The 21,666-nt window shown below is 61.1% G+C and carries 23 protein-coding genes; 14 read left to right on the forward strand and 9 right to left on the reverse strand.

Annotated features, from left to right (window positions below; genetic code table 11):
- Nucleotides 1–10: 10 nt before the first annotated feature.
- A complete protein-coding gene (locus tag CCGE531_RS05795; RefSeq protein WP_120663334.1) occupies nt 11–2,104 on the reverse strand; it encodes a S9 family peptidase in 2,094 nt (697 codons plus the stop codon).
- A 287-nt stretch (nt 2,105–2,391) separates the two neighbouring features.
- Here CCGE531_RS05795 and CCGE531_RS05805 point away from each other — a divergent pair, with 287 nt between their 5' ends.
- Nucleotides 2,392–2,781, forward strand: coding sequence for a DUF930 domain-containing protein (locus CCGE531_RS05805; RefSeq protein ID WP_120663336.1), 390 nt, complete (start codon nt 2,392–2,394; stop codon nt 2,779–2,781).
- 77 nt (nt 2,782–2,858) lie between these two features.
- Here CCGE531_RS05805 and CCGE531_RS05810 read toward each other — a convergent pair whose 3' ends face one another.
- Nucleotides 2,859–3,191, reverse strand: coding sequence for a chaperone modulator CbpM (locus tag CCGE531_RS05810; protein ID WP_120663337.1), 333 nt, complete (start codon nt 3,189–3,191; stop codon nt 2,859–2,861).
- Nucleotides 3,192–3,194: 3 nt separating this feature from the next.
- Nucleotides 3,195–4,106, reverse strand: a complete 912-nt coding sequence (locus CCGE531_RS05815; RefSeq protein WP_120663338.1) for a J domain-containing protein — start codon at nt 4,104–4,106, stop codon at nt 3,195–3,197.
- Between the two features lie 261 nt (nt 4,107–4,367).
- On the opposite strand from CCGE531_RS05815, the gene CCGE531_RS05820 reads away from it, so the two are divergent.
- Entirely contained in the window at nt 4,368–5,159 is a 792-nt protein-coding gene (locus tag CCGE531_RS05820; protein ID WP_120666531.1) for a polysaccharide deacetylase family protein, read from the forward strand.
- Between the two features lie 12 nt (nt 5,160–5,171).
- Here the strand turns inward: CCGE531_RS05820 and CCGE531_RS05825 are convergent, their stop codons facing one another.
- Together CCGE531_RS05825 and CCGE531_RS05830 are read right to left on the reverse strand one after the other, a co-directional pair.
- Nucleotides 5,172–6,341 (reverse strand): AI-2E family transporter, encoded by a 1,170-nt coding sequence (locus CCGE531_RS05825; protein ID WP_120663339.1) that lies wholly within the window; start codon nt 6,339–6,341, stop codon nt 5,172–5,174.
- Nucleotides 6,342–6,441: 100 nt separating this feature from the next.
- A complete protein-coding gene (locus tag CCGE531_RS05830) occupies nt 6,442–7,308 on the reverse strand; it encodes a VOC family protein (protein ID WP_120663340.1) in 867 nt (288 codons plus the stop codon).
- A 312-nt stretch (nt 7,309–7,620) separates the two neighbouring features.
- On the opposite strand from CCGE531_RS05830, the gene CCGE531_RS05835 reads away from it, so the two are divergent.
- Complete coding sequence (locus CCGE531_RS05835) at nt 7,621–8,289, forward strand: hemolysin III family protein (RefSeq protein ID WP_120663341.1); 669 nt, start codon at nt 7,621–7,623, stop codon at nt 8,287–8,289.
- Here the strand turns inward: CCGE531_RS05835 and CCGE531_RS05840 are convergent.
- A complete protein-coding gene (locus CCGE531_RS05840; protein ID WP_120663342.1) occupies nt 8,264–8,779 on the reverse strand; it encodes a hypothetical protein in 516 nt (171 codons plus the stop codon). The genes CCGE531_RS05835 and CCGE531_RS05840 overlap by 26 nt on opposite strands.
- 347 nt (nt 8,780–9,126) lie before the next feature.
- Between CCGE531_RS05840 and CCGE531_RS05845 the strand changes: the two genes are divergently transcribed.
- The 8 genes from CCGE531_RS05845 to CCGE531_RS05880 all read left to right on the forward strand — a co-directional run bounded on the left by CCGE531_RS05845 (nt 9,127) and on the right by CCGE531_RS05880 (nt 16,052).
- Entirely contained in the window at nt 9,127–11,523 is a 2,397-nt protein-coding gene (locus CCGE531_RS05845) for a putative monovalent cation/H+ antiporter subunit A (protein ID WP_120663343.1), read from the forward strand.
- Nucleotides 11,520–11,939, forward strand: a complete 420-nt coding sequence (locus tag CCGE531_RS05850; protein ID WP_120663344.1) for a Na+/H+ antiporter subunit B — start codon at nt 11,520–11,522, stop codon at nt 11,937–11,939. The genes CCGE531_RS05845 and CCGE531_RS05850 overlap by 4 nt, the downstream gene beginning before the upstream one ends.
- Complete coding sequence (locus CCGE531_RS05855) at nt 11,939–12,316, forward strand: Na+/H+ antiporter subunit C (RefSeq protein ID WP_120663345.1); 378 nt, start codon at nt 11,939–11,941, stop codon at nt 12,314–12,316. The genes CCGE531_RS05850 and CCGE531_RS05855 overlap by 1 nt, the downstream gene beginning before the upstream one ends.
- 4 nt (nt 12,317–12,320) lie before the next feature.
- Complete coding sequence (locus CCGE531_RS05860) at nt 12,321–13,883, forward strand: Na+/H+ antiporter subunit D (protein WP_120663346.1); 1,563 nt, start codon at nt 12,321–12,323, stop codon at nt 13,881–13,883.
- Nucleotides 13,880–14,353: a Na+/H+ antiporter subunit E gene (locus CCGE531_RS05865; RefSeq protein WP_120663347.1), complete on the forward strand. Its 474-nt coding sequence runs from the start codon at nt 13,880–13,882 to the stop codon at nt 14,351–14,353. Before CCGE531_RS05860 ends, CCGE531_RS05865 begins: the two co-directional genes overlap by 4 nt.
- Entirely contained in the window at nt 14,350–14,727 is a 378-nt protein-coding gene (locus CCGE531_RS05870; RefSeq protein ID WP_120663348.1) for a cation:proton antiporter, read from the forward strand. Before CCGE531_RS05865 ends, CCGE531_RS05870 begins: the two co-directional genes overlap by 4 nt.
- Nucleotides 14,724–15,092, forward strand: coding sequence for a monovalent cation/H(+) antiporter subunit G (gene mnhG, locus CCGE531_RS05875; protein WP_120663349.1), 369 nt, complete (start codon nt 14,724–14,726; stop codon nt 15,090–15,092). Before CCGE531_RS05870 ends, mnhG begins: the two co-directional genes overlap by 4 nt.
- Before the next feature lie 528 nt (nt 15,093–15,620).
- Nucleotides 15,621–16,052 carry a MucR family transcriptional regulator gene (locus CCGE531_RS05880; protein WP_120663350.1) on the forward strand — a complete coding sequence of 144 codons (432 nt, stop codon included), beginning with the start codon at nt 15,621–15,623 and terminating at the stop codon, nt 16,050–16,052.
- Between the two features lie 75 nt (nt 16,053–16,127).
- Here the strand turns inward: CCGE531_RS05880 and CCGE531_RS05885 are convergent, their stop codons facing one another.
- Nucleotides 16,128–16,550 (reverse strand): SufE family protein, encoded by a 423-nt coding sequence (locus CCGE531_RS05885; protein ID WP_120663351.1) that lies wholly within the window; start codon nt 16,548–16,550, stop codon nt 16,128–16,130.
- Nucleotides 16,551–16,680: 130 nt separating this feature from the next.
- The gene (locus CCGE531_RS05890; protein ID WP_120666533.1) at nt 16,681–17,145 is read right to left on the reverse strand and encodes a DUF5330 domain-containing protein; all 465 of its coding nucleotides are present in this window, start codon (nt 17,143–17,145) and stop codon (nt 16,681–16,683) included.
- Between the two features lie 470 nt (nt 17,146–17,615).
- On the opposite strand from CCGE531_RS05890, the gene CCGE531_RS05895 reads away from it, so the two are divergent.
- The 3 genes from CCGE531_RS05895 to CCGE531_RS05905 all read left to right on the forward strand — a co-directional run bounded on the left by CCGE531_RS05895 (nt 17,616) and on the right by CCGE531_RS05905 (nt 20,596).
- On the forward strand, nt 17,616–19,151 hold the full coding sequence (locus tag CCGE531_RS05895) for an ATP-binding protein (RefSeq protein WP_205586491.1): 1,536 nt from the start codon (nt 17,616–17,618) through the stop codon (nt 19,149–19,151).
- A complete protein-coding gene (locus CCGE531_RS05900) occupies nt 19,123–20,142 on the forward strand; it encodes a peptidoglycan-binding protein (protein ID WP_120663353.1) in 1,020 nt (339 codons plus the stop codon). Before CCGE531_RS05895 ends, CCGE531_RS05900 begins: the two co-directional genes overlap by 29 nt.
- A 94-nt stretch (nt 20,143–20,236) precedes the next feature.
- Complete coding sequence (locus CCGE531_RS05905) at nt 20,237–20,596, forward strand: DUF1491 family protein (protein WP_120663354.1); 360 nt, start codon at nt 20,237–20,239, stop codon at nt 20,594–20,596.
- 7 nt (nt 20,597–20,603) lie between these two features.
- Here CCGE531_RS05905 and CCGE531_RS05910 read toward each other — a convergent pair whose 3' ends face one another.
- Nucleotides 20,604–21,623, reverse strand: coding sequence for a DUF2336 domain-containing protein (locus tag CCGE531_RS05910; protein WP_120666535.1), 1,020 nt, complete (start codon nt 21,621–21,623; stop codon nt 20,604–20,606).
- Nucleotides 21,624–21,666: the final 43 nt, after the last annotated feature.

The raw sequence follows: 21,666 nt of genomic DNA on the forward strand, positions 1-21,666 counted from the left end.
GCCGTTCGGCTTACATCTTCTCGGCGACCTTGACGGCGAAGGCATATTCGAACGCCACTTCCTCAAGGCGCTGGAAGCGGCCCGAAGCGCCGCCGTGGCCGGCATCCATGTTGGTCTTCAAGAGGATGGGTGCGTTGCTCGTCGTTTTCTCGCGCAGCTTGGCGACCCATTTTGCCGGTTCCCAATAGGTGACGCGCGGGTCGGTGAGGCCGCCGAGCGCAAGGATCGGCGGGTAGGGCTTTTCACCGACATTGTCGTAGGGGCTGTAGGTAGCGATCTGCTCGTACTCTTCCTTGCTGTCGATCGGATTGCCCCATTCCGGCCATTCCGGCGGCGTCAGCGGCAAGGTGTCGTCGAGCATGGTGTTGAGCACGTCGACGAAGGGCACGGCGGCGATGATGCCGGCGAATTTCTCCGGAGCCATGTTGGCAACGGCGCCCATCAGCATGCCGCCGGCCGATCCGCCCTCGGCGACGATGTTCGCGTAAGAGGTGAACTTCTCCTGATTCAAATAATCGGCTGCGGCGATGAAGTCCTTGAAGGTATTGGTCTTCTTTTCCATCTTGCCATCTTCGTACCAGGCAAAGCCCTTGTCCTTGCCGCCGCGGATATGGGCGATGGCATAGACGAAGCCGCGATCGGCGAGCGACAGGCAATTGGTGTTGAAGCCGGCGGGAATGGTGACGCCATAGGCACCGTAGCCATAGAGAAGACAAGGCGCCGAGCCGTCGAGCGGCGTATCCTTGCGATAGAGCAGCGTCACCGGCACTCGTTCGCCGTCCCAGGCCGGTGCAAAGACGCGGCGCGTCACGTAATCGGCCGGATCATGGCCCGAGGGCACTTCCTGCGTCTTCAGCAGGGTGCGCTCGCGCGTCACCATGTTGTAGTCGTAGAGCTGGCTCGGCGTCGTCATCGAGGAATAGGAGAAGCGTATGACATCCGTGTCGTATTCCGCGGCCCCCTGCAGGCCGAGCGCATAGGCTTCCTCTTCGAAGGCGATGGCATGTTCCTCGCCGCTGCGGCGATCGCGAATGATGATGCGCGGCAGGCCGTCCTTGCGCTCCAGCCAGATGAGGTGACGGGCATAGGCGAGGTGGCTGAGGATCAGCGTGCCCGGCTTGTGCGCCACGACTTCGCGCCAGTTCTCCTTGCCCGGCTTCTCCGCCGGCGCCTCCATGATCTTGAAATCCTTGGCGCCGCCGTCATTGGTGAGGATGTAGAAGACGTCCCCGCCCTCGGTGATCTCATATTCGATCCCCGTTTCGCGCTCGGCGACGATCTTTGGCTCGGCAGTCAGATCGGAGGTCGGGATGATCCGGTATTCGCTGGTCTCGTGGTCATGGATATCGATGAAGATATAGTCGTCGAGCAGTGAGCCGCCGACGCCCATGAAGAAGCCCGGATCCTCTTCCTCGTAGACGAGCCGGTCCTCGGACTGCGGCCTGCCGATAATGTGATGGAAGATCTTCGAAGGGCGATGGTTCTCGTCCTGCAGCGTGTAGAAGAAGCTCTTGCCGTCGGGCGCCCAGACGGCATCGCCGCCGCTATTCTCGATCACATCGGCCAGATCCTCGCCGGTCTCGAAATTGCGGACCTTCAGCGTGAAATATTCCGAACCCTTGTCGTCATAACCCCAGATGCCGTGGCTGTGATCGGTCGAGTGCTCGAGGCCGGAAAGACGGAAATAGGATTTTCCTTCATTCTCCTTGTCGCCGTTCAGCAGCAGCTTGCGGTCGCCGCCATCGCGCGGTTCGCGGAAGAAGCGGGGCTGCTCGCCGCCGGTCACGAAGAACGTGCCGTAGGCGTAAGGACCGTCCTTGACCGGAATGGAGCTGTCGTCTTCCTTGATGCGGCCTTTCATCTCGCCGAAAAGAACCTTCTGCAGCTCCTTCGTGTCCGCCATCGCGGCGTTCATGTAAGTGTTCTCAGCCTCCAGATGCGCCCGGATTTCCGGCGCCAGGATCGACGGATCCTTGAACATCGCCTGCCAGTTATCGGCGCGCAGCCAGGCATAATCGTCTGTGCGGGAAATCCCGTGACGCGTATCCGTAAGCGGCTTTTTCTCGGCGACGGGCGGGGTGGGAAGATTCTTGAAAACTGGCACGGGAGCACTTTCTCTGGTGTGAAAGTCGGATGTGAAGAGAAGAGAGAAATAGAGGGCGCCGCCCTCAGGTTCAAGCGGCAAGTCCGCTCCTCAAGCTTCATGCAAGCCGTCGATATTAATCTCGACCAAACAGGCGGCTCCTCGAAAACGCGAATGGTGCGCTGCCTTGATGAGACCACATTCTTTATCGAAGTCGGCATACAGTGCGTCGACATGAAGGCGGTCAAGGCCTTCCCGATGGAACGGGCGCACTCAAAATCCAAAAACAATGCAGGGGACCGGTCTTCATGCTGAAACTCTTCGCCATCCTTATTCCAATGGCTTCCGTCGCCACCTCCGCCTTCGCCGTCGATCCGGCCATGAAGAAGCAATTGGAGAAACTCGATCCGTCGGAGCGGATGGAGCAGGCATGCGATGCCGAAGCCATGAAGCGCATCGGCACGGACAAGACGGGATTCAAGCCGGACAAGGTGATCGCCTATACCTTCAGCGACCCGGATATGAAGCCGGATTCGATGGATGCGCCCGGCGCGGTCTTCCGCAGCAAGGGTGATTGGTATCACCTCTCGTATATGTGCGTGACCGGCCCGCAGCACATCCATGTCCGGGATCTGAGCTACCAGATCGGCGACAAGGTGCCGCGCGACGCCTGGCAGCAACATTATCTCTACGACTGAGCGCTTCCGCACCCCTGAAGACTGCTATGGCGACCACATTCCATCTTGATGTCGCCATCGTCCGATGCGACCGAACGTTACCGCCGTCTCTGAGACTCTACGCGGGTCAGCTCTGACAAGATATGCTCCTGTACGTCGGACGGCTGCCGGCAGAGAGCATCCGTCAGCTCGCGCAGCGTCGCCCTGAGGCTGTGAAGCTGATCCACCAGGTCCACGACGACATCGACGCCAGGTTCGTTGACGCCCATTGCGTTGCTGAGATCGAGGATCAGCCGGCCGCGCGCAATATCGGCTTCGCGGAAATTCGGCCCCTGATCCGTCTCTTCCGGCACCAGCCAGCCCTGTGAGATCCAGACTTCCAGCACCGTGGTCTCGATTTGGAGGTGTAGTCGAAACTCGCTCTCGTTCATCGCTTATCCTCCCATGGTCTTTCTGGGATCTTGTTCCTTGCCTGCCTCCCATTCGGAAACGAAGCGTGTCAGCTCCGGATCAGGCGTATCCGGCAGAACGATCTTCAGGGAGACATAGGCATCGCCATTCTCCTTGCCGCGCACGGGTGCGCCCTTGCCCTTCAGCCGGAACACCTTGCCTGTGTTGGAGTTCGGCGCGAGGGTAATGGTCACCGCGCCGGAAGGGGTGGGCACCCGGATCTTGCCGCCGAGCACCGCTTCCGTCAGCGAGATCGGCAGTTCCATCCGGATGTCGTCGCCATCGCGGGTATAGACGCGGTGCGGGCGGACATGCACCGCAATCAGCGCATCGCCGGCGGCACCTCCGCCGAAGCCGGGATCTCCCTTGCCCTTGAGGCGAAGTGTCTGCCCGTCGCGGGTGCCGGGCGGGATCTGGACGTCGAGCGCCGGTCCGTCGGGCAGGCTGATCTGCTTCTTCACGCCGTTGATGGCGTCAAGGAAATCGACCTCCATCGTATAGTGACGGTCTTGACCCTGCATTTTGGTTTGGCCTCGGCTGCGCCGCGAAAAGAAGCTGGAAAATACGTCGTCGGCATCGCCGAAATCGGCAAAGCCGCCGCCATTCTGGTAGCGGCCGCGCTGGCCCTCATTCGCCGCATAGTCACGGTAATAGTTGCGCGGCGCCTGCTCGGCGCCGCTGCCGTCGATCTCGCCGCGGTCGAACCGCGCGCGCTTCTCCTCGTCGCCAAGGATGCCATAAGCCGCCGAGACTTCCTTGAACTTGTCCTCGGCCTGCTTGTCGCCGGGGTTGAGATCGGGGTGCAGCTTCTTGGCAAGCTTGCGATAGGCGCTTTGAATGTCCTTTTGCGGGGCGTCCCGCTTTACGCCCAGAACTTCATAGGGATCGCGACTCATGCATGTCTCTCTTTGGGAGCACGGAAAAATACGCAGATAGTGCTACGGCAACCTCATATCAATCGTAGCATAGACGCCGTCCGGTTGAAGCCCGGAGTTCGCGGCCTTTATGCCTGGCGCACTTGTGATGTGAAATGAGCGTGAACCTCGCCGGTCTGCCATATTTCCGGCGTGTTGCCGGATGATGGCGGCGTTGCAGCTGAAATGGTAATCGTTCGGCCGCCCGATTTCGTTTGTTTGATCAACCCGGTGGCCACCTCGATGAAACGCCTGTTGCCGACATTAATGGTTCTGCTTGCCGCGCGAGCTGTCCTTGCAGCGCAGCCCGAGCAGCCGCCCGCCGGCTGGCCGCAACTGCCGCCGAAGGCGCCGGCCTCGAACATCAAGCTTGTCGAACCGCATCTGCACGTCGATCGGGCGGGCAAGGGCGCACCCCGCATCGCGCTCACTTTCGATGCCTGCATGGGCAAGACCGATCCGCGTATCCTGAGCACCCTTGTCGATCAGCGCATCCCGGCGACGATCTTCGTCACCGCGCGCTGGCTGCGCACCAATCCCGATGCGCTTGCCGTCTTCCTGGCCAATCCCGACCTCTTCGAACTGGAAAATCACGGGCAGAACCACATTCCGGCCGTCGACATTCCGACCAAGGTCTACGGCATCCCCGCCGCCGGCTCGCCGCAGGCTGTCGCGCAGGAAGTCAAGGGCGGTGCCGATGCCATGATCGCAGCCGGGATTCCGCAGCCACGCTGGTTCCGTGGGGCGACCGCGAAATATAGCCCCTCCGCCATCGCGGAGATTCGCGGCATGGGATATCGGATTGCCGGCTATTCGGTGAACGGCGATAGCGGTTCGCTATTGCCGGCCAAGATGGTGGAGAAGCAATATGCCTCCGCCAGGGACGGCGATGTCATCATTTCCCACATCAACCAGCCGACGCATGCGGCGGGCGAGGGGGTTGCCGCAAGCATCCTCGCATTGAAGGCGAAGGGCGTGGAGTTCGTTCGCCTGCAGGATATCCCCGAAAAGGGCGACGACGGCACGACGAATTAGGGGTTTAAGGGGTTAACCCGGCAATTGCGGCTGGACCTTTTCCTCGATGAACAGCTCGTCGATGACCGTCATGACGATGAGCGACAGCGGCAAGGCCAGCATGGCGCCGACGGCACCCCACATCCATGTCCAAAAGAGGATGGCAAGAAAGACGACGAAGGGGTTGATCTCCCATTGGCGGCCCATGATCGCGGGAAAGACGAGGTTTTCAACCGCCAGATGCACGGCGAAAAATGCGATGGCGGGCGCGAGCCCGAAGATGATATCGGAATGCGTGACGATACCGGCGATCGCCAGGGCAATCGTCATCGTCGTGATTCCGAGGAATGGAATGAAACTCGAAACGAAAGCGAAGACGCCCCATAGCACCGGCACGCTCATGCCGCCGACATAGGCGATAACAGTCATCGCGACGCCAATTCCGGCATAGATCAGCGAGGCCGTTGCAAAATAGAAGCCGAGCACCTGTTCCACCGCATTGAGAATCCGGATCGCGGTCAGCCGCGACGCGTGGGTGGAAAAGGCCAGGATGATCGTCTTGCGCAGGCTCATCCTGCCGGCAAGAAACAGCAGCAATGCCGCGAAGAAAATCAGGATTTGCACGATGGCCGGCGTTAGGCTGGCGGATACGACATGCAGGACATTGCCGCTGTTTTCCAGCAGGGTGCTGATCGACATCGGGCCGCCCTGAAGGCTTTCGGATGAAATATGCAGCCATTTGAACCGGTCGAGATAGGGCATCAGCCGGTCGGAGGTGCGCTGGAAGAAGTCCGGCGCTTCCTGGGCGAGCTTGGCGACCGGCCCAGCGAGCGCGTTGATGACGAGGAAGATGGCCAGCGCCACGGCCGAAGACAGGAGAATGGCGTTCAGGATGCGGGGCACGCCGAGCTTGCTGAGCTTCTCCGCCACCAGCCCGAGGATCATGCCGACGACGACCGCGAGCGTCACCGGGATGAGGATCAGCGACATCATGTAAACGCCGGCCAAGGCCAGGATGAGGAAGATGCCTATGGTCGCCCAGGATGCGGCGATGGCGAGCCTGCCGCGCATCGATCCGTGGGACATGTCGAAAATACTGTCCTCGTCGCGCTCATCTTGAGATGTGTTGCGTTCTGCGTCGGTCCTGCCTTCGCGCGTAACTGTTGTTTCCGATCGCGTGGTGACGATTTTATCGACTTCCATGCCTTACAGGTTCCCAAAGGCACAATCGCCTCGCTACTTCAACGCGAAAAGCCCGTTCCGGTTCCGCAACGGGCATGGCGATGGTAGCGACTCAGGCAGATCAAGCGATCAGGTTCAGCCCGATGCCCCAGGGGTCGCGCAGCGAAACGCCGCCGTCGCGCTTTTCCGTCTTGATCTCGTGCTGCTCCAGGGCGGCTACGGCCGTGTGGAGCGCGGCCTTGTCGTTGAAGCGCAGCGTATAGTCGGAAAGTCCGGTCATGTGTTCGGAGCGCAGGCCGGCGCCGCGGCTGTTCCAGGTATTGGCGCCGAGGTGATGGTGGTAGCCGCCGGTGGCAAGGAACGTCGCGCCGGGATAGCGCGCGGCCATGACCTTCATGCCGAGCACGTCGCGATAGAAGGCGTTGGCTTCCGCCACATCGCCCACCTGCAGGTGGATATGGCCGATGGCCGATCCCTCAGCCATGCCATCCCAGCGATCCTGGGGCGCGCTTTCGTAGAGCGTCTGCAGATCGAGCCGGAGGGTGGCCATCTCGACCGTGCCGTCATCGTGGAAGGTCCACTCCCCGTGTGGCCGGTCGGCATAGATCTCGATGCCGTTGCCCTCCGGGTCGGAGAGATAGATGGCTTCGCTGACGATATGGTCCGATGCGCCTTCCAGCACGACATTGTTTTGGGCGGCATGACGAAGCCAGCGCGCCAGCTCGACGCGGCTCGGCATCAGGAAGGCGGTGTGGAAGAGGCCCGCCGCCGTCTTCGGCGCGCGCGTCGCGGCCCGATCCGTCGTCAGCGTCAGCAGGGGATGGTCAGCAACGCCGAGAACGTCGCCACTCGCCGTCTTCTCGATCACCTTCAGGCCGAGCATGTCCCGGTAGAAGCGCGACACCAGCGGCAGGTCGGTGACGACCAGATGCGACTGGCCGACATAGGCGGGGCGGGTGAGCGCGTAGGAAGGGGCGGTTTCGGTCATGGTCAGTTCCAACCTCGATACTATTAAAAGGCAACCGGCGTCGGCGGCAATGGCCGCCAGGGGCGGGTAGGAGGTTTCGCCGGTTGATAGCCTCTTTGGATATCCTATGGCCCGCTGTACTTGCACCCTGATATGGCGGATTTTGATTGTTCACAGAAGACTATAAATTGCGGATTGAGCGTTCGCTTTCCATTGACGCATGGAGTGGATACGCGTGTTTACGAAGATTGATCGATGCGCTCGTTTGGCGCAGTTGCTTCCTCATTGTCCCGGTGCAAAGATCGATTTCGGACGGAAACGGAACCGAATGAAATGACCGAATACAGGGGCATCCGTTGGGCCTATGATCGCTATGAGATTATCGCTGACAGCATCGTCAACGGTGTCGGCGTCGTCTTTGCATTGATCGGCGCGACCGTATTGATCTTCTATGCGACGGTCTGGAGCTCCCACGGAGGGATTGCAGCTGCGTGGATCTATGGTGTTGGCCTGGTGCTGACGCTCGGAATGTCCTTCACCTACAATCTCTGGCCGGTGTCCAGGACGAAATGGTTTCTCCGGCGTTTCGACCACTCCTTCATCTATGTCCTGATCGCCGCCACCTACACGCCCTTTCTCGAGCGGGGAGCCGAGGAACCGCTACTGCTCGGCGTGCTGATCGCCGTCTGGGTCTTCGCCGCCTTCGGCATCATCTTGAAGTGTCTGTTTCCAGGGCGCTACGACCGATTGGCGATCCTGCTCTACCTGGCCATGGGTTGGAGCGGCATCCTTGTCGCCAAGCCGGTTTCCATGCATATCCCATTCGCCTCGATGCTGCTCATCGTCATCGGCGGCGTGATCTACTCGCTTGGCGTCATCTTTCACGTCTGGGAAAAGCTACGTTTCCAGAATGCCATCTGGCACGGCTTTGTCGTCGCCGCGGCCGCCGTGCATTATTCGGCGGTGCTGACCTGCTTCAGCCTGTCGCCGGAAAGCTTTTGACGATCTCAGCCGTCGGCGTGCACTTCCTGGTCGAGCGCAGGCTGCGCACCAGGCGCATGACAATGGCGTCGTAGCGCTGCATATCCGTTTTCGAATAGTCCATCTGGAAGAAGGCCGCCGCTCCGTTGCAGAGCGCGACGCCGCGCACATAGACGATGCGCCCCTGCTTGGTGCCCGAGAAGCTGATGCCGCGCGAGTTCGATTTCGAATAGGAGATCTTCCAGCCGTCATCTCTCGCCAGTGCTACGCGACCATTCGCTTCCGATGCAAAGTCGCCATTGGCGATCGTCGTGCCGAAAACCTGCAGCGTCGCCGAGCGGTCCGCCGGCGACAGCGAGAGCCGATCGATATCGCTGGAAGGAGCCGCAAGATGGAATTCCGGCGGCAGCTCAATCGCATAGCCGAGACCTGCATTGTCATAGGACCGCCAATCCGCGGCAAAGGCCGAGGCGGGGGAAAGAAGGAGGAGAACGATCAGGCGGGTGAGCATTGCGGTTTCCGGGAGGCTGGATCTGCAAACCGATCAAGAGTAGCGCATTTTTCAGCGAAAATTCCATAGCGATTCAAGAAGCGCCCGTAAATTAGCATCGGTTCGTTACAGCTTCGTTGCGAGCTATGCGTAATTGGCAATTGCCCGTCGGCGCCTGCGGTTCGAGAAGAAGCTGCCGCGGCGACAGACACCTGCAACTTCTACAGGTCGCCGTTTCAAAAGCCGATTTCGGTGGTTTACGTCCGGTTTTCCTTTTCCGGGACTTGAGGCGATGTGCCCTTTCGCCTATCCCTTCAGGTCAGCTCCGGTATTGCCGGATTCGATGATCATTCAGCAAAGGGGGGGACATGGCCGCCGCCGCCGCGGGCCTGACATTCCTGGCACTATGCTTGCCCTTTCTCGGTGCATTGATCGCGCCCATCGCTGTTCGGCGGCTAGGTCATAACGCGGCCTGGCCCTTGGCGTTGCTCCCAGCGCTTGCCTTCCTCCATTTTGTGGGATTCCTCCCTGCCATCGCAGCCGGGCGGGTTGAATTGGGCGGCTTCGATTGGGTACCGAGCCTCGGTCTGCGGTTTTCCTGGCTGATCGACGGCCTGTCACTGACTTTTGCCTTGCTCATCACCGGCATCGGCGCGCTGATCGTCCTCTACGCCGGCGGCTATCTGAAGGGGCACGCGGATCTCGGACGCTTCTTTTCCTTCATCTTCCTCTTCATGGGTTCGATGCTCGGCCTTGTCGTTGCGGATAGTTTCCTGACGCTCTTCGTCTTCTGGGAGCTGACCTCGATCACGTCCTTCCTCCTGATCGGCTTTGACCATCAGCGGGAAGCATCTCGCCGGGCGGCGCTGCAGGCGCTTGTCGTGACCGGCGGCGGAGGGCTGCTGCTCTTGGCCGGCCTGCTGCTGCTCTGGCAGATAACCGGCATCGCCGCGATGTCCGATCTATTGAAGGCCGGCGATGTCGTGCGTGCGAGCCCGCTCTATCTTGTGGCCCTGATCCTGGTGCTTGGCGGCGCCTTCACCAAGTCGGCGCAGTTTCCGTTTCATTTCTGGCTGCCGAATGCCATGGAGGCGCCAACGCCCGTTTCGGCCTATCTCCACTCGGCAACCATGGTGAAGGCGGGCGTCTATCTTGTGATGCGGCTCAATCCGGTCCTTGGCGATACGCCGGCCTGGCAGACCATCCTTCCGCTTTTCGGTGCCGCCACGCTGCTCGTCGGAACCCTGCTTGCCATCCGCCAGACCGATCTGAAGCTGAAGCTCGCCTATACGACTGTTTCCTCGCTCGGCCTGCTGGTGATGCTCACCGGCTTCGGTACGGATTATGCCGTCGAAGCCGCCGTCCTCTATCTGGTGGCGCATTCGCTGTTCAAGGGCGCCCTGTTCATGGTCGCCGGCATCGTCGACCACGAGACGGGGACGCGTGATATCACCCGGCTGGGCGGCCTGCGCTCGGCCATGCCGTTGACCTTTGCCGCCGCCTTGGTTGCGGCCGTGTCGATGGGCGGCCTTCCGCCGGCTTTCGGTTTCCTCGCCAAGGAAGAGATCTATGCCGCGCTGGCGCAGACATCGCCGGCCGCGATCATCCTGACCGTCATCACTGTTGCCGGCAACGCGCTGATGTTCGCCATCGCCTTCGCCGTGGCGCTGAAGCCTTTCCTGGGGGCGCGGACCGAGACACCCCGCCACCCGCATGAAGCACCGCCCTTGCTCTGGCTCGGGCCGGTGGTGCTTGCCTCGCTCGGCATCGCTTCGGCCTTGTTCGCGGCTCCGTGGCACGCTTATGTCTCCTCGCCGATGGCGAGCGCCGTCGGTGGCAAGGGTTTGCAGATCGCGGTTTCGCTGGCCCCGCATATCGGCGTGCCCTTGGCACTCTCCATCGTGACCGTGCTGATCGGCATCCTTGTCTATTGGCAGCTCGACCGCGCCCGTTTCCTCATGTCCCTTGTCCTGCGGATGCTGGGACCGGGGCCGGACCGCGGTTTCGACGCATTCATCTCCGGCCTGGTGCGGCTATCGCATGCGGCATCGCGTGTGCTGCAGCCCGGGCGGCTGGAAATCTACGTCACCGTCACCTTCCTCTGCCTGGCCGCGATGCTGCTGATCCCCCTCGTGATCCACGACGAATTGCCTCATGTGCCCGCCTGGCCGAACCTGCAATGGCACGAAGCGGCGATCTTCCTGATCGCCATCATCGGCGTTGCCGCGGTCGTGTTTGCGCGAGACCGGCTGACGGCGATCGTTTCGCTCGGCATTCAGGGCTTTGCCGTCGCTGTCATCTTCCTTTTGTTCGGGGCACCGGATCTGTCCTTCACGCAGTTCATGGTCGAGACCCTTTCGGTCGTGATCCTGGCCCTGGTGATGACGCGCCTGCGCCTCTCGCCTTCGGATCGCCGGCCGCCGCTCGCCAGGATCGCTCATGCCGTACTGGCGATTGCCTGCGGCATCGGCTTTGCTCTCCTGTTGCTGAAGGCGACCCAAGCGCCGTTCGATCTGACGCTGACGGCCTTCTTCAATCAATATTCGAAGCTGATCGCGCATGGCGACAATGTGGTGAATGTCATCATCGTCGATTTCCGCGGCACGGACACGCTCGGCGAGATTGCCGTCGTCGCCATGACCGGCCTTGCGATACTGGCGTTGATCCGCATCCGTGCCGGCGGCGAGCGCAAGCTTGCGACGAACGACCCCGATCTTGAGGAGAAGGCCAGTCTTGGCGACAGGATGGAGGCCGAGCGCTCGTGAATACGCTCATCTTCCGCACCGCCGCACCGTTTCTGACCGCCCTGATGCTGCTCTTTTCCGTTTTCGTGCTGCTGCGCGGCCATAACGAACCCGGCGGGGGCTTTATCGGTGGCTTGATCGCGGCCTCGGCGCTCGCGATCTACGGCATTGCCTGTGGCGTGGCGGCGGTCCGGCGTGCGATCATCTTTCATCCGCTGGCGATTGCCGGCTTCGGCCTGCTGGCGGCGACGCTTGCCGGCTTCCTGTCCGTCTTTTCCGGCGTGCCGTTCATGACCGGCCTTTGGATCTATCCGCATCTCTTCGGCGTCGAAGTGCCGCTTTCGACCGTCATGCTCTTCGATATCGGCGTCTATCTGGTGGTCGTCGGAGCCATCACCTCGATCGCGCTGGCGCTCGAAGAGCGGGAGGTGGATTGATGGAGGCTGTCTTTGCCCTCGTCGTCGGTCTCTTCTTCGCCGCCGCGATCTACCTGATGCTGTCGAAATTCACGATCCGCATCATGCTCGGCATCGCCATCCTCGGCAATGCCGTCAACCTTCTGCTGTTTACCGCCGGCCGGGTCACTCCCGAAGTGCCTCCTATTATCCAGAAAGGCGCGAGCACGCTCGACAATGCAGCCGCCAATCCGCTGCCGCAGGCATTGATCCTGACGGCGATCGTCATTTCGTTTTCGTTCCTCGCTTTTCTGCTGGTCCTGACCTATCGCGCTTATCAGGACCTGCAGACCGACAACACCGGCGAGATGCTGGTGGCCGAACCGGACGAGCGGCCGCTTCCGCCCTTGGGATACTGACGCGATGGCCGGACCGACCGATATTCCCGTCGATCTCTCCGCTGCGCTCGTTGCGGCACCCGTGCCCGTGGGACATTGGCTTGTCATCCTGCCGGTCGCTTTGTGCATCGGGCTCGGTGCCATTCTGCTGATGTTGCGCAACCGCACCGAATGGCATGCCGTGATCGCTATTCCCGGCCTGCTATTGCTAGTGCTCATCGACGCCGCCTTGCTCTACAGGGTTGCCAGCGAGGGCGCCGTGACGATGGTCATGGGACGATGGCTGCCGCCTTTCGGCATCGCCTTCAGCGTCGATATTTTCGGCGCGCTCATGGCGCTGACGGCGGCGATCGTTGCCCTGTTGGCGAGTTTCTACGCGCTCGGCGAAATCAGCGTGAGCGGCCGGCGATACGGTTTCTTCCCCTTCCTGATGATGTTGCTGGCGGGCGTCAGCGGCGCATTCCTGACGGGCGACATCTTCAATCTCTATGTCTGGTTCGAGGTGCTGCTGATCTCGTCCTTCGGTCTGCTGATCCTCGGCTCGGAGCCGCAGCAGATCGACGGCGCACTGAAATATGCCGTCCTCAATCTCATCGCCACCACGCTGTTCCTCGTCTCCGTCGGCTATCTCTATGCTGTCTTCGGCACGCTCAACATGGCCGATATCGCCATGAAGGCGAGGGCTGGTGACGGTAGTGCGCCGCTGACGACCTTGGCCGGCCTGTTCCTGCTGGCCTTCGGCATGAAGGCGGCCGCCTTCCCGGTCAATTTCTGGCTCCCGGCTTCCTATCACACCCCCCGCATCACCGTTTCGGCGCTTTTCGTCGGCCTTTTGACCAAGGTCGGCATCTATGCGCTCATCCGGGTTTTGGTCATGCTGCTGCCTGTCGAGCGGGCGGGCCTCGGCCCGCTGGTCACGGTCATCGCCATCGCGACCATGCTTGCCGGGGTGGTGGGTGCGCTCGGGGCAAACGATATCCGCCGCATGCTGGGCTATATTGTCATATCGGGCATCGGCACGATGCTGGCGGGCGTTGCCCTCGGCAACGCCGACGGCCTCAGCGGAGCGATCTTCTATGCGCTGCATTCGATGGTGTTGATGACCGCGCTTTATCTGCTTGCGGGGCAGGCGGCACGGCTCGGCGGCAGTTTCTCACTCGCGGCTCTCGGCGGGCTTTATCGGCGGAGCGGCTGGTTTGCCGGCCTCTCGCTGGTGCTCTTCTTCGCCATCAGCGGCTTGCCGCCCTTCTCGGGCTTCTGGCCCAAGGTCGTTCTGGTCAAGGCTGCGCTCGCAACGGGCGCCTGGTGGCTCGCCGCAACAATCCTGCTGGCCGGTTTCCTGACGATGATCGTTTTTGGGCGGGTGTTCCTGCTGGCCTATTGGCGACCCGCGGCGGACGGCGGCGTAGCGGCGGAGCCGATCACGTGGCAGGCCGCTTTGCCGCTTCTTGCTCTTTCGCTGCTGGTTGTCGGCGTCGGCCTGTTTCCGGAGTGGCTCCTGCACCTGACGCAGGCTGCCGCCGCCGGCCTTGAGCAGCCATCGGCCTATCTGCACTCAGTCTTTCCCACAGCGGGAGGGGCTCAATGATCCTCTTCATCTTCAATCTGCTGCTTGCCATCGTCTGGGTCGCCATCACCGGCAGCGCCTCCTTCATCAATCTGGTCTTCGGCTTCGTCCTTGCGGCGATTGCGCTCGCGATCGTGCGATCGTCCTACGGAGGCGTGCTCTATCTCGGTCGCATCAGCCGCATCCTTGCGCTGCTGGTGCTGTTCATATCCGAGCTTGCGAAGTCCGCCTGGGCCGTCGCCGTCGCCGTCATGAGCCCCAGGATCGATGTGAAGCCCGGGATTTTCGCCTTTCCCCTGACGGTCGACCGTGATTTCGAAATCACGCTGCTTGCCAACCTCATCACGCTGACGCCGGGCACGCTGTCCGTCGACGTTTCCGATGATCGCAGGACACTCTATGTGCATGCGCTCGATTGCTCCGATCCGGAAACCATCAGGCGCGGCATTGCCGACGGCTTCGAGCGCCGCATCATGGAGGCCTTCCGATGATGGTCGCATCCGTCGTTTCGGCTGCAGCCATGGTGGCGCTCGGCATTTTGAGTATCGCCTTCCTGTTTACGGTCTATCGCGTGGTTGCCGGCCCGACATTGCCGGACCGGGTTCTGGCGCTCGATATGCTGGTGGCAATCGCCATCGGCTTCATTGCCGTCATCGCCATCAAGACCGGCTTCACGCTTTACATCGATATTGCCATTTCGCTGGGCCTTGTCGGCTTCCTCGCCACCGTCGCCTTCGCCCGGTTTATCCTGACGCGGGCGCAATCCGATATTTCGAGCCGCCGTGTCGCGCGCCCGGAAAGTATTGCTGCTTCCGAAAGTAAGAAGACGCGCAAACGGAACAAGCCGCAAAAAGGAGGACGCTGATGGATTTGCTTTGGGCTGTCCTGGTCGCCATGCTTCTATTGGCCGGCGCATTGTTCTCGCTCATTGCCGCCATCGGCATTGTTCGCCTTCCCGATCTCTACAGCCGCATGCATGCGGCATCGAAGGCAGGCACGGTGGGCTCCGGCCTATTGCTACTTGCGGTCGGTATTCATTCGCAGGACCTGTCGATATTGGCGCGGGCGCTGGCCGGATTCGTCTTTTTCGTACTGACCGCACCGATTTCGGCACATCTCCTTGCGCGTGCGGCGCACAAGGCGGGGCATCGCCTAACCGCGCCTTCGGTGCGCGATGAATTGCTGCGGCACGGGCAGTTCGCGAAACGCGCGAATGGAAAAAAGGGCTAACAAACGCAGAAATTGTTAATGAAGAATATCTGTTCGCGTTATTAGTTATCCACTTTTTTGTAGATGAATTTTTTGCGAAGAAATGTTGGGATTAAAAACTGGACATTTGGGTAAAGAGTGCTAATTCAGATTCAAGTAGAGTTCTGATGTTAAGTTAGTCTCGACCGGGTTTAAGCTCTCAATGCTTTTATCTTTCTTTGGTACAAAGCTGAGCAAAACTTTGTTCCGATAAGCGATTAGAGATCGCTATCGTGGTCGCTAACTCTGATATCAGGCAGCAAGGGGCGGTTTTCCCTCGTGTGAAGTCTAGGGGTGGATTTCATGCGGCAGGAAATGTGGCGTTATGCACCGTTTTCTTGCTGATGGCTGCTACGAATACGAGCAATACGTTTGCGCGTATTGCTCGGCGCTGGGAAACTCCGGAATCAGCAGATTTCCGTAGCCAGGCGCAGACTATACAGCAACGCTGTGCCCTGCGCTCTTTTGGAGACTCGGCGCGGCAAGCAAGCCGATGAACAGGAGAACACAATGACAGACGCGGCCCTTGGCAACGGGCAGGAGTTACTGGTTGAACTGACCGCCGACATCGTTGCGGCCTATGTCAGCAACCATGTCGTACCGGTCAGCGACCTTCCGAACTTGATTTCCGACGTACATTCCGCCTTGAGCAGCACCTCGGCTCCGGTTCCCGCCGTAACCGTGGTCGAAAAGCAGAAGCCGGCCGTATCGGTCCGCAAATCCGTGCAGGATGATCAGATCACCTGCCTGGAATGCGGCGGTAGCTTCAAGTCGCTGAAGCGCCATCTTATGACCCATCATGGTCTTTCGCCGGAAGAATATCGCGAGAAGTGGGATCTGGCCGCCGACTACCCGATGGTGGCCCCGGCCTATGCGGAAGCCCGTTCGCGTCTTGCAAAGGAAATGGGCCTCGGCCAGCGTCGCAAGCGCGGCAGCCGCTGAGAGTTCCATTGCTGAACCAAAGAAAAACCCGGCTTTCAAGCCGGGTTTTTGTCAACGGATGCTGTAGATCCGAGTCTATGCCGCGGCTCTGACGCGGGCTTCCTCACGGATGCGCTTGATCATCGACCGCAGCCCATTGGCGCGCTGCGACGAGAGATGCTCCACAAGACCGATCTTGCCGAAGACGTCGAGTGCATCGAGTGCAACGATTTCAGAGGCGGGCTTGCCCGAATAGGTGGCCATCACGATCGCCACCAGACCCCGAACGATATGAGCGTCGGAATCGCCTTCGAACGTCAGGATTGGGTTCTCGGGATCGCCGGAGGCATGCGTGACGAGCCAAACTTGACTGGCGCAGCCCTGAACCTTGTTTTCCAGCGTCCGCTTGTCCTCGGGCAGGTCGGGCAGCGCCTTGCCGAGTTCGATCACGTAGCGATAGCGATCCTCCCACTCGTCCAGGAAGGAAAAGTCCTCGATGATCTTTTCAAGCGATGCCATTGCGATGATCCAGATTGTCCGTATGCCTTGGATATAGGCGAAGTGACAGGCGATTTGAACCCGTGGCAAAAAAGAACGCCGCTGACCATGGTCTGGTCGCGGCGTTCAGGCTGGGCCAAAGGAGAGGGCGTCAGATGCGTGGGCGCGGCGTCGGCAGCGGAACGGAGGATGGCAGCCGGACCGTGCCGGTAACGACCACATCGGCCGTTTCGGCGGCGGTCATGCGCTTGGCCGGCATCGGCTGGGCCATGGCGGCGACCTGATCGCCGCTTGCGCGAGCCGAAGCGGCATTAGCGGATGCATTTGCGGGCTGATCCTTGAAGTGCTGGCCGAGCATGTCGTAGGCGACGCGGGCGCCGTCACCTACCTGATATCCGAGGGCGGTCAGCGTTTCGCCACCCTTTACGCAGACATCCGGCTTTTCGGTGCACATGGCGCCGACATATTGAACGACGCCCGAGGCAGCCGAAATCGCGTCGGAAACCTGCACCGTCGGTTCGCCCGCCGGCCGCGGATCGCCCTGGGGCTTTGCGAAGATCGGCAGGAACATGAGAACCAGCGAAAACCAGAACCCTGCTCTAATCAGAAACCACATCGCCTTGCCCATCCTCTCTGTCGTTCGGCCCGGTGGCCGATTCGGACTTGCCCGTCCGATCTGCTTCGAAGCCTATCCGGCAGAGGACAACAGCGCTTTTCAAAACTCGGCGGTATTTTCCGCTAATTTGATTCAAATTTTAGCTTTCCGACTTTGAGCGGCATTTGGTTCAAATTGTAGCAATTGATGTTAAGCATGTCTCGCCCGATGCCGTTGATATGCAGGGCTTTGCGGCAGCAGCCCTTGCCAGAAAAGTTAACGCGCGGCGGAAATACGAATAAAATCCGTTGCTTACCCGCTGTTAACCACAAAAAACAAAGGTCCGGCATTCTGCGCCAAAACGGGATTTTGGAGCCTTTCGGGCCGTCCGGCGCGTTCCTCCTTTATTCTTTCCTTAAGCCCGCGAGGCCTATTGTGCAGTCCAATAAGTGACCGTTTTGACGGGTTGTAGTGTGCGCGTATTGAGTGACATGGTTGTCGGGGCTGGAGCCTTCGTGGACCGGGTGGGCGGAAGCTGGCTCTCCCGGACGAGCGGGAATGGCGAAGTTCATGGACAGGAGCTGGCGATCCTGCGCCGGCTTGCGCTCGTCTCGTCCGTCGCCGTCTTCGCTGTTCCCGCGGGGCTCTCCTTCATTACCAGCCCGGCCGTGGCCCTGCCCGTGGGTGTCGCCACGGTCTGTGCCGCTTTCCTGTTTTCGGCCGTCGGCAGCATCGCATTGTCGCGTCAGCGGCCGTCGTCCCTTCCCGCGGAGGCCGTCGTCGTCGAGCACCGCGACCTGATGCTGGAAGCCGCCTTCGGCTTGGTATTGCTGCTTGATCCGCAAGGAAACGTGACGACCGTCGGCGGTCGTGACCGTGTCGAATTCCTGAGCTGGATGCGCGATCCCACAGGCCGCGGCTTCGTCGAGCAGATCCACGTCTCGGATCGCATCGTCTTCCTGCAGGCGATCGATGTGCTTCGCCAGGGCAGGGATTCTTACGGCGCAGACCTGCGCCTGGAGCGTTCCGCTGTTGTCGGCGGCGATGCACAGTTCGTCCATGTCCGCATGGAGCTGACGGCGCGCCGCGACGGCGAGGGGCGCCTGACCGCAATCGTCAGCCAGCTGCGCGACATCTCCCAGGATCAGCAGCTTCGTGAAGACGCAGCCCGCAAGACCGCGGAGGCGGAATCGGCCAACGACGCGAAATCGCGTTTCCTTGCCGCTGTCAGCCATGAACTACGCACGCCGCTCAATGCGATCCTGGGTTTCTCCGACATCCTCAGCGGAGAATATTTCGGCAAGCTCGAAAATAACCGCCAGCGTGAATATGTCGGCCTGATCCGCCAGTCGGGCGCGCATCTGCTGTCGGTGGTCAATACCATGCTCGACATGAGCAAGATCGAGGCGGGCCGCTACGAATTGCTGCCCGAATCCTTCTCGATCGGGGATTCCATCGCGACATGCGAAGCGATGCTGGGCCTGCAGGCGAAGGAGAAGGGCCTGACCTTGACGAGCCGCGTCCAGCGCGGCCTTGGCGAGATCGTTGCCGACCAGCGCGCCATCCAGCAGGTCCTCATCAACCTTGTCGGCAATGCCATCAAGTTCACCGATGCGGGTGGCGCGATTACCGTCGATGCGGCATTGACCGATGGCATGCTAAAGCTGTCGATCGGCGATACGGGGATTGGCATCGCAAGCGAGCGGCTGGCCTCCCTCGGTCAGCCTTTCGTGCAGATCCAGAACGATTATACGCGCCGTTACGCCGGCACCGGTCTCGGCCTGTCGCTGGTCAAGGGCCTCGTCGGCCTGCACGGCGGAAGCTTTTCCATTGCCAGCGCACCGGGAGAGGGCACGGTGATTACCATCCTCATTCCGTTCGACGGCTCCGGTGTCGTGACGATGCAGCAGCCTGTGGATGTCAATCGTCCCGTCGATTTTCCGCCGCGCCTGAAACATACTGTGGAGATAGACGAAGGGCGAAACAAGGAAGAGATGAATGGCCCCGCAAAAGCGAAAATCGCCTAAGGGAAGAGGAAAGGGCAGGCGCAAGCAGCCTGGTCTCGCTTCTCGCGGAGCGGTTGCCCTGGGCAGCCTGAGCCTGCGCGGCGGTACCGCGCTGGGCGGCCTCGGCCTTCGCGGTGTGGGCGCGCTCGCCGGTGCGATCGGCGGCGCGGTCGGCCGTCATCCTGCCGTTGCCGGCGGTGTCGCACTCTTCTTCGGTATTTTCGGCTTCGTGACCGCGAATGCACTTTGGTATCAGACCGGTGCGCACCCATCGCCCATGCTGCGCACGCGTGATCCAGGCTCGCCCTATCAGATTCCCGGCCGCAAATCGTTCCTGCATGCACAGCAGGCCGATGGCGGCAACGTCACGACATTCCGGATAGAGCGGCAGGATTCGGCTTCCGATCCCGCCACGCCTGCGTCAAGCGGGCAGATAGCCAACCCGTCCGCTGCCCCATCGAAGCTGGTTGCCGACGTGCAGGCGGAACTTATCCGTCACGGGCTTTATGATGGCGTTGCCGATGGAAAGCCGGGATCGCGCACGACATCAGCCATTCTCTTCTTCCAGGAAGCCTCGGGCCTGGCGCAGACCGGTGTCCCGACGCCGGAGCTTCTGGCGGCTCTGAAGGCCGGCAATGTTGCCGACACGACGCCGGCTGGCGGCAGGGCAGGTGCCGCCGCGGTGCCTGCCGAGCGTCCCGTCAATGTCTCCGCCACCCCGGATGCTGTCGATCCGGTCGCCGCCGCCATTCAGAATGCGGACAAGGGCCTGAAGACCGGTGCCGTCGCGGTGAAGGCCGCCCCGGGCGATGCGGTCAACAAGGTCAATCTGGTCATGCAGATCCAGAAAGGCTTGACCAACATCGCCTATAGCAATGTCAGCATCGACGGCGTTGCCGGAGAGCAGACGAAGGCGGCCATCCGCCGCTTCCAGAAGCACTATCGTCTGCCGGAGACCGGCGAGCCGAACATGGCGGTTCTGAAAAAACTGCAGGATATCGGCGCGCTCTGAGGCCTATCGAGAGCATATCTGCAAACTCCGCATATCGATGCACTCCGAACCGGCTTGAATTGCCTTGGCCGCCTCTCGCCGCTATAGCTCGCCTATGAGATTGCGCAGCGACATCTTTGTTTCCGCTCTAGTCCGCCGCCTATTCGCCCGTGGCGATTTTGCCGCCGTCGAGCGAAAGGGTGAGGAGCAGGCGGGCGCGATCTTCATTCGGCAGCGATTCCGTGATGGATCGGAAACCCTTTACGCACCTGCTCCGCAGAGCCTGTTCGATGGCGAGGGGAGCGGAATGAGGCTCTTCGAAATCCGCAGCGAGCGGAAGGAGCCGCAGGACATCCGCGAGACGCTCGATCGCGAGCTGAAGTTCGATCCGGATTTGTGGATCGTCGAACTGGAGACGGACGATATCGCCGATATAGTCCCTTTAGCCGGTTTGCGCTCCAATCCGCTGGATTGACCCGTCTCTATCGCCGGTTTGCGACGCGCAATTCGCGGATAGAACCGGATTTCGCGCCAAACAATGGCGCTGCGGGCCGCTGTGCCGGCTTTTCCTGCGGCAGATAGGTGTAGCTGTCGGCGCGACGCCACGCCTCGACGCGGGCCTGGCTCTCTTCGGCATCGATGCCGTCGAGCACGAGCCATGCCCGGCTGACGCTGCCGTGCCGTTCCGCCAGATGCGGATAGAAACGCTCGAGCGAATAGACGGCATCCGCGATGCCCATGCCGAGGCTGACGAGCGTGACGGCAAGCTGTTGGCCCGATGTGTCGAGCAGGATGCGTTCCGTAAGCCAGTGGCTGGAGGAGAGCGCGTCGGCAAGCGTGGTCGCAAACTGCCGCGCATCGCGTTCACGCGCAAAACGCACGAGCAGGGCTTCCTGCGTTTCGCTGAGGCTGCGTAGGCCGAGGCGATCCTTGTCGTCGCGGCCCATATGGCGGGCAGCCTGCTTGATCTGCTGGCGTAAGACTTCTTCGCGCGACAGCCGTTCGGTTTCCGTCATCTCTGCCTGCGCCGAAACAGCCTCCGCTTGCTGTTCCGGCATTGTCATGCCGCGCTCCGGCTCGGCCTGGTGCAGGCCAACGAGAGCGTCGATGACCTTGGGGGAGAGAGACGGCCGGCGGACGATGGCCCGCGCATGGACGGCGCCCTGCGTGCGGGCGATGGTGATCAGCGTATCGTCATCGATCGCCGGCGAACCCGTGAGGAAAGGGGCGGCGATGGAGATCGGCTGACAGCCGATGAATAGCGCAACCGCCTGCGGCACTGTCTGGCATTGGGAAAGGGCCGCGACGGCCTGCCGCTTCGCCTCTTCCGAAGACGCCTGGAAGACGGGCGTGAAAAGCTCGGCGAATTGACGGAGTTCCGATTTGGATGGGTGCCCCATGCTTTCGAAGCTGGTGATCGTTGCCATCAGAACCACGTCCTTCTTGCGGACTGTCGCAGGCTCTTCAAGGTCTCGAAACCGGTCACGCACGCCAACACCCATACTGATACTCGGAACAAAAAAGCAGGGAGCCGGATGGCCGACC

This window comes from Rhizobium sp. CCGE531 (assembly GCF_003627795.1).
Lineage (GTDB): Bacteria > Pseudomonadota > Alphaproteobacteria > Rhizobiales > Rhizobiaceae > Rhizobium.

What these genes read in the sequence shown, in the direction of transcription:
- CCGE531_RS05805 (WP_120663336.1), top strand. Translation starts at nt 2,392, where the DNA reads ATGCTGAAACTCTTCGCCATCCTTATTCCAATGGCTTCCGTCGCCACC.
- CCGE531_RS05810 (WP_120663337.1), bottom strand. Translation starts at nt 3,191, where the DNA reads ATGAACGAGAGCGAGTTTCGACTACACCTCCAAATCGAGACCACGGTG.
- CCGE531_RS05815 (WP_120663338.1), bottom strand. Translation starts at nt 4,106, where the DNA reads ATGAGTCGCGATCCCTATGAAGTTCTGGGCGTAAAGCGGGACGCCCCG.
- CCGE531_RS05820 (WP_120666531.1), top strand. Translation starts at nt 4,368, where the DNA reads ATGAAACGCCTGTTGCCGACATTAATGGTTCTGCTTGCCGCGCGAGCT.
- CCGE531_RS05825 (WP_120663339.1), bottom strand. Translation starts at nt 6,341, where the DNA reads ATGGAAGTCGATAAAATCGTCACCACGCGATCGGAAACAACAGTTACG.
- CCGE531_RS05830 (WP_120663340.1), bottom strand. Translation starts at nt 7,308, where the DNA reads ATGACCGAAACCGCCCCTTCCTACGCGCTCACCCGCCCCGCCTATGTC.
- CCGE531_RS05835 (WP_120663341.1), top strand. Translation starts at nt 7,621, where the DNA reads ATGACCGAATACAGGGGCATCCGTTGGGCCTATGATCGCTATGAGATT.
- CCGE531_RS05840 (WP_120663342.1), bottom strand. Translation starts at nt 8,779, where the DNA reads ATGCTCACCCGCCTGATCGTTCTCCTCCTTCTTTCCCCCGCCTCGGCC.
- CCGE531_RS05845 (WP_120663343.1), top strand. Translation starts at nt 9,127, where the DNA reads ATGGCCGCCGCCGCCGCGGGCCTGACATTCCTGGCACTATGCTTGCCC.
- CCGE531_RS05855 (WP_120663345.1), top strand. Translation starts at nt 11,939, where the DNA reads ATGGAGGCTGTCTTTGCCCTCGTCGTCGGTCTCTTCTTCGCCGCCGCG.
- CCGE531_RS05860 (WP_120663346.1), top strand. Translation starts at nt 12,321, where the DNA reads ATGGCCGGACCGACCGATATTCCCGTCGATCTCTCCGCTGCGCTCGTT.
- CCGE531_RS05865 (WP_120663347.1), top strand. Translation starts at nt 13,880, where the DNA reads ATGATCCTCTTCATCTTCAATCTGCTGCTTGCCATCGTCTGGGTCGCC.
- CCGE531_RS05870 (WP_120663348.1), top strand. Translation starts at nt 14,350, where the DNA reads ATGATGGTCGCATCCGTCGTTTCGGCTGCAGCCATGGTGGCGCTCGGC.
- CCGE531_RS05880 (WP_120663350.1), top strand. Translation starts at nt 15,621, where the DNA reads ATGACAGACGCGGCCCTTGGCAACGGGCAGGAGTTACTGGTTGAACTG.
- CCGE531_RS05885 (WP_120663351.1), bottom strand. Translation starts at nt 16,550, where the DNA reads ATGGCATCGCTTGAAAAGATCATCGAGGACTTTTCCTTCCTGGACGAG.
- CCGE531_RS05890 (WP_120666533.1), bottom strand. Translation starts at nt 17,145, where the DNA reads ATGTGGTTTCTGATTAGAGCAGGGTTCTGGTTTTCGCTGGTTCTCATG.
- CCGE531_RS05895 (WP_205586491.1), top strand. Translation starts at nt 17,616, where the DNA reads ATGGTTGTCGGGGCTGGAGCCTTCGTGGACCGGGTGGGCGGAAGCTGG.
- CCGE531_RS05900 (WP_120663353.1), top strand. Translation starts at nt 19,123, where the DNA reads ATGGCCCCGCAAAAGCGAAAATCGCCTAAGGGAAGAGGAAAGGGCAGG.
- CCGE531_RS05905 (WP_120663354.1), top strand. Translation starts at nt 20,237, where the DNA reads ATGAGATTGCGCAGCGACATCTTTGTTTCCGCTCTAGTCCGCCGCCTA.
- CCGE531_RS05910 (WP_120666535.1), bottom strand. Translation starts at nt 21,623, where the DNA reads ATGGGTGTTGGCGTGCGTGACCGGTTTCGAGACCTTGAAGAGCCTGCG.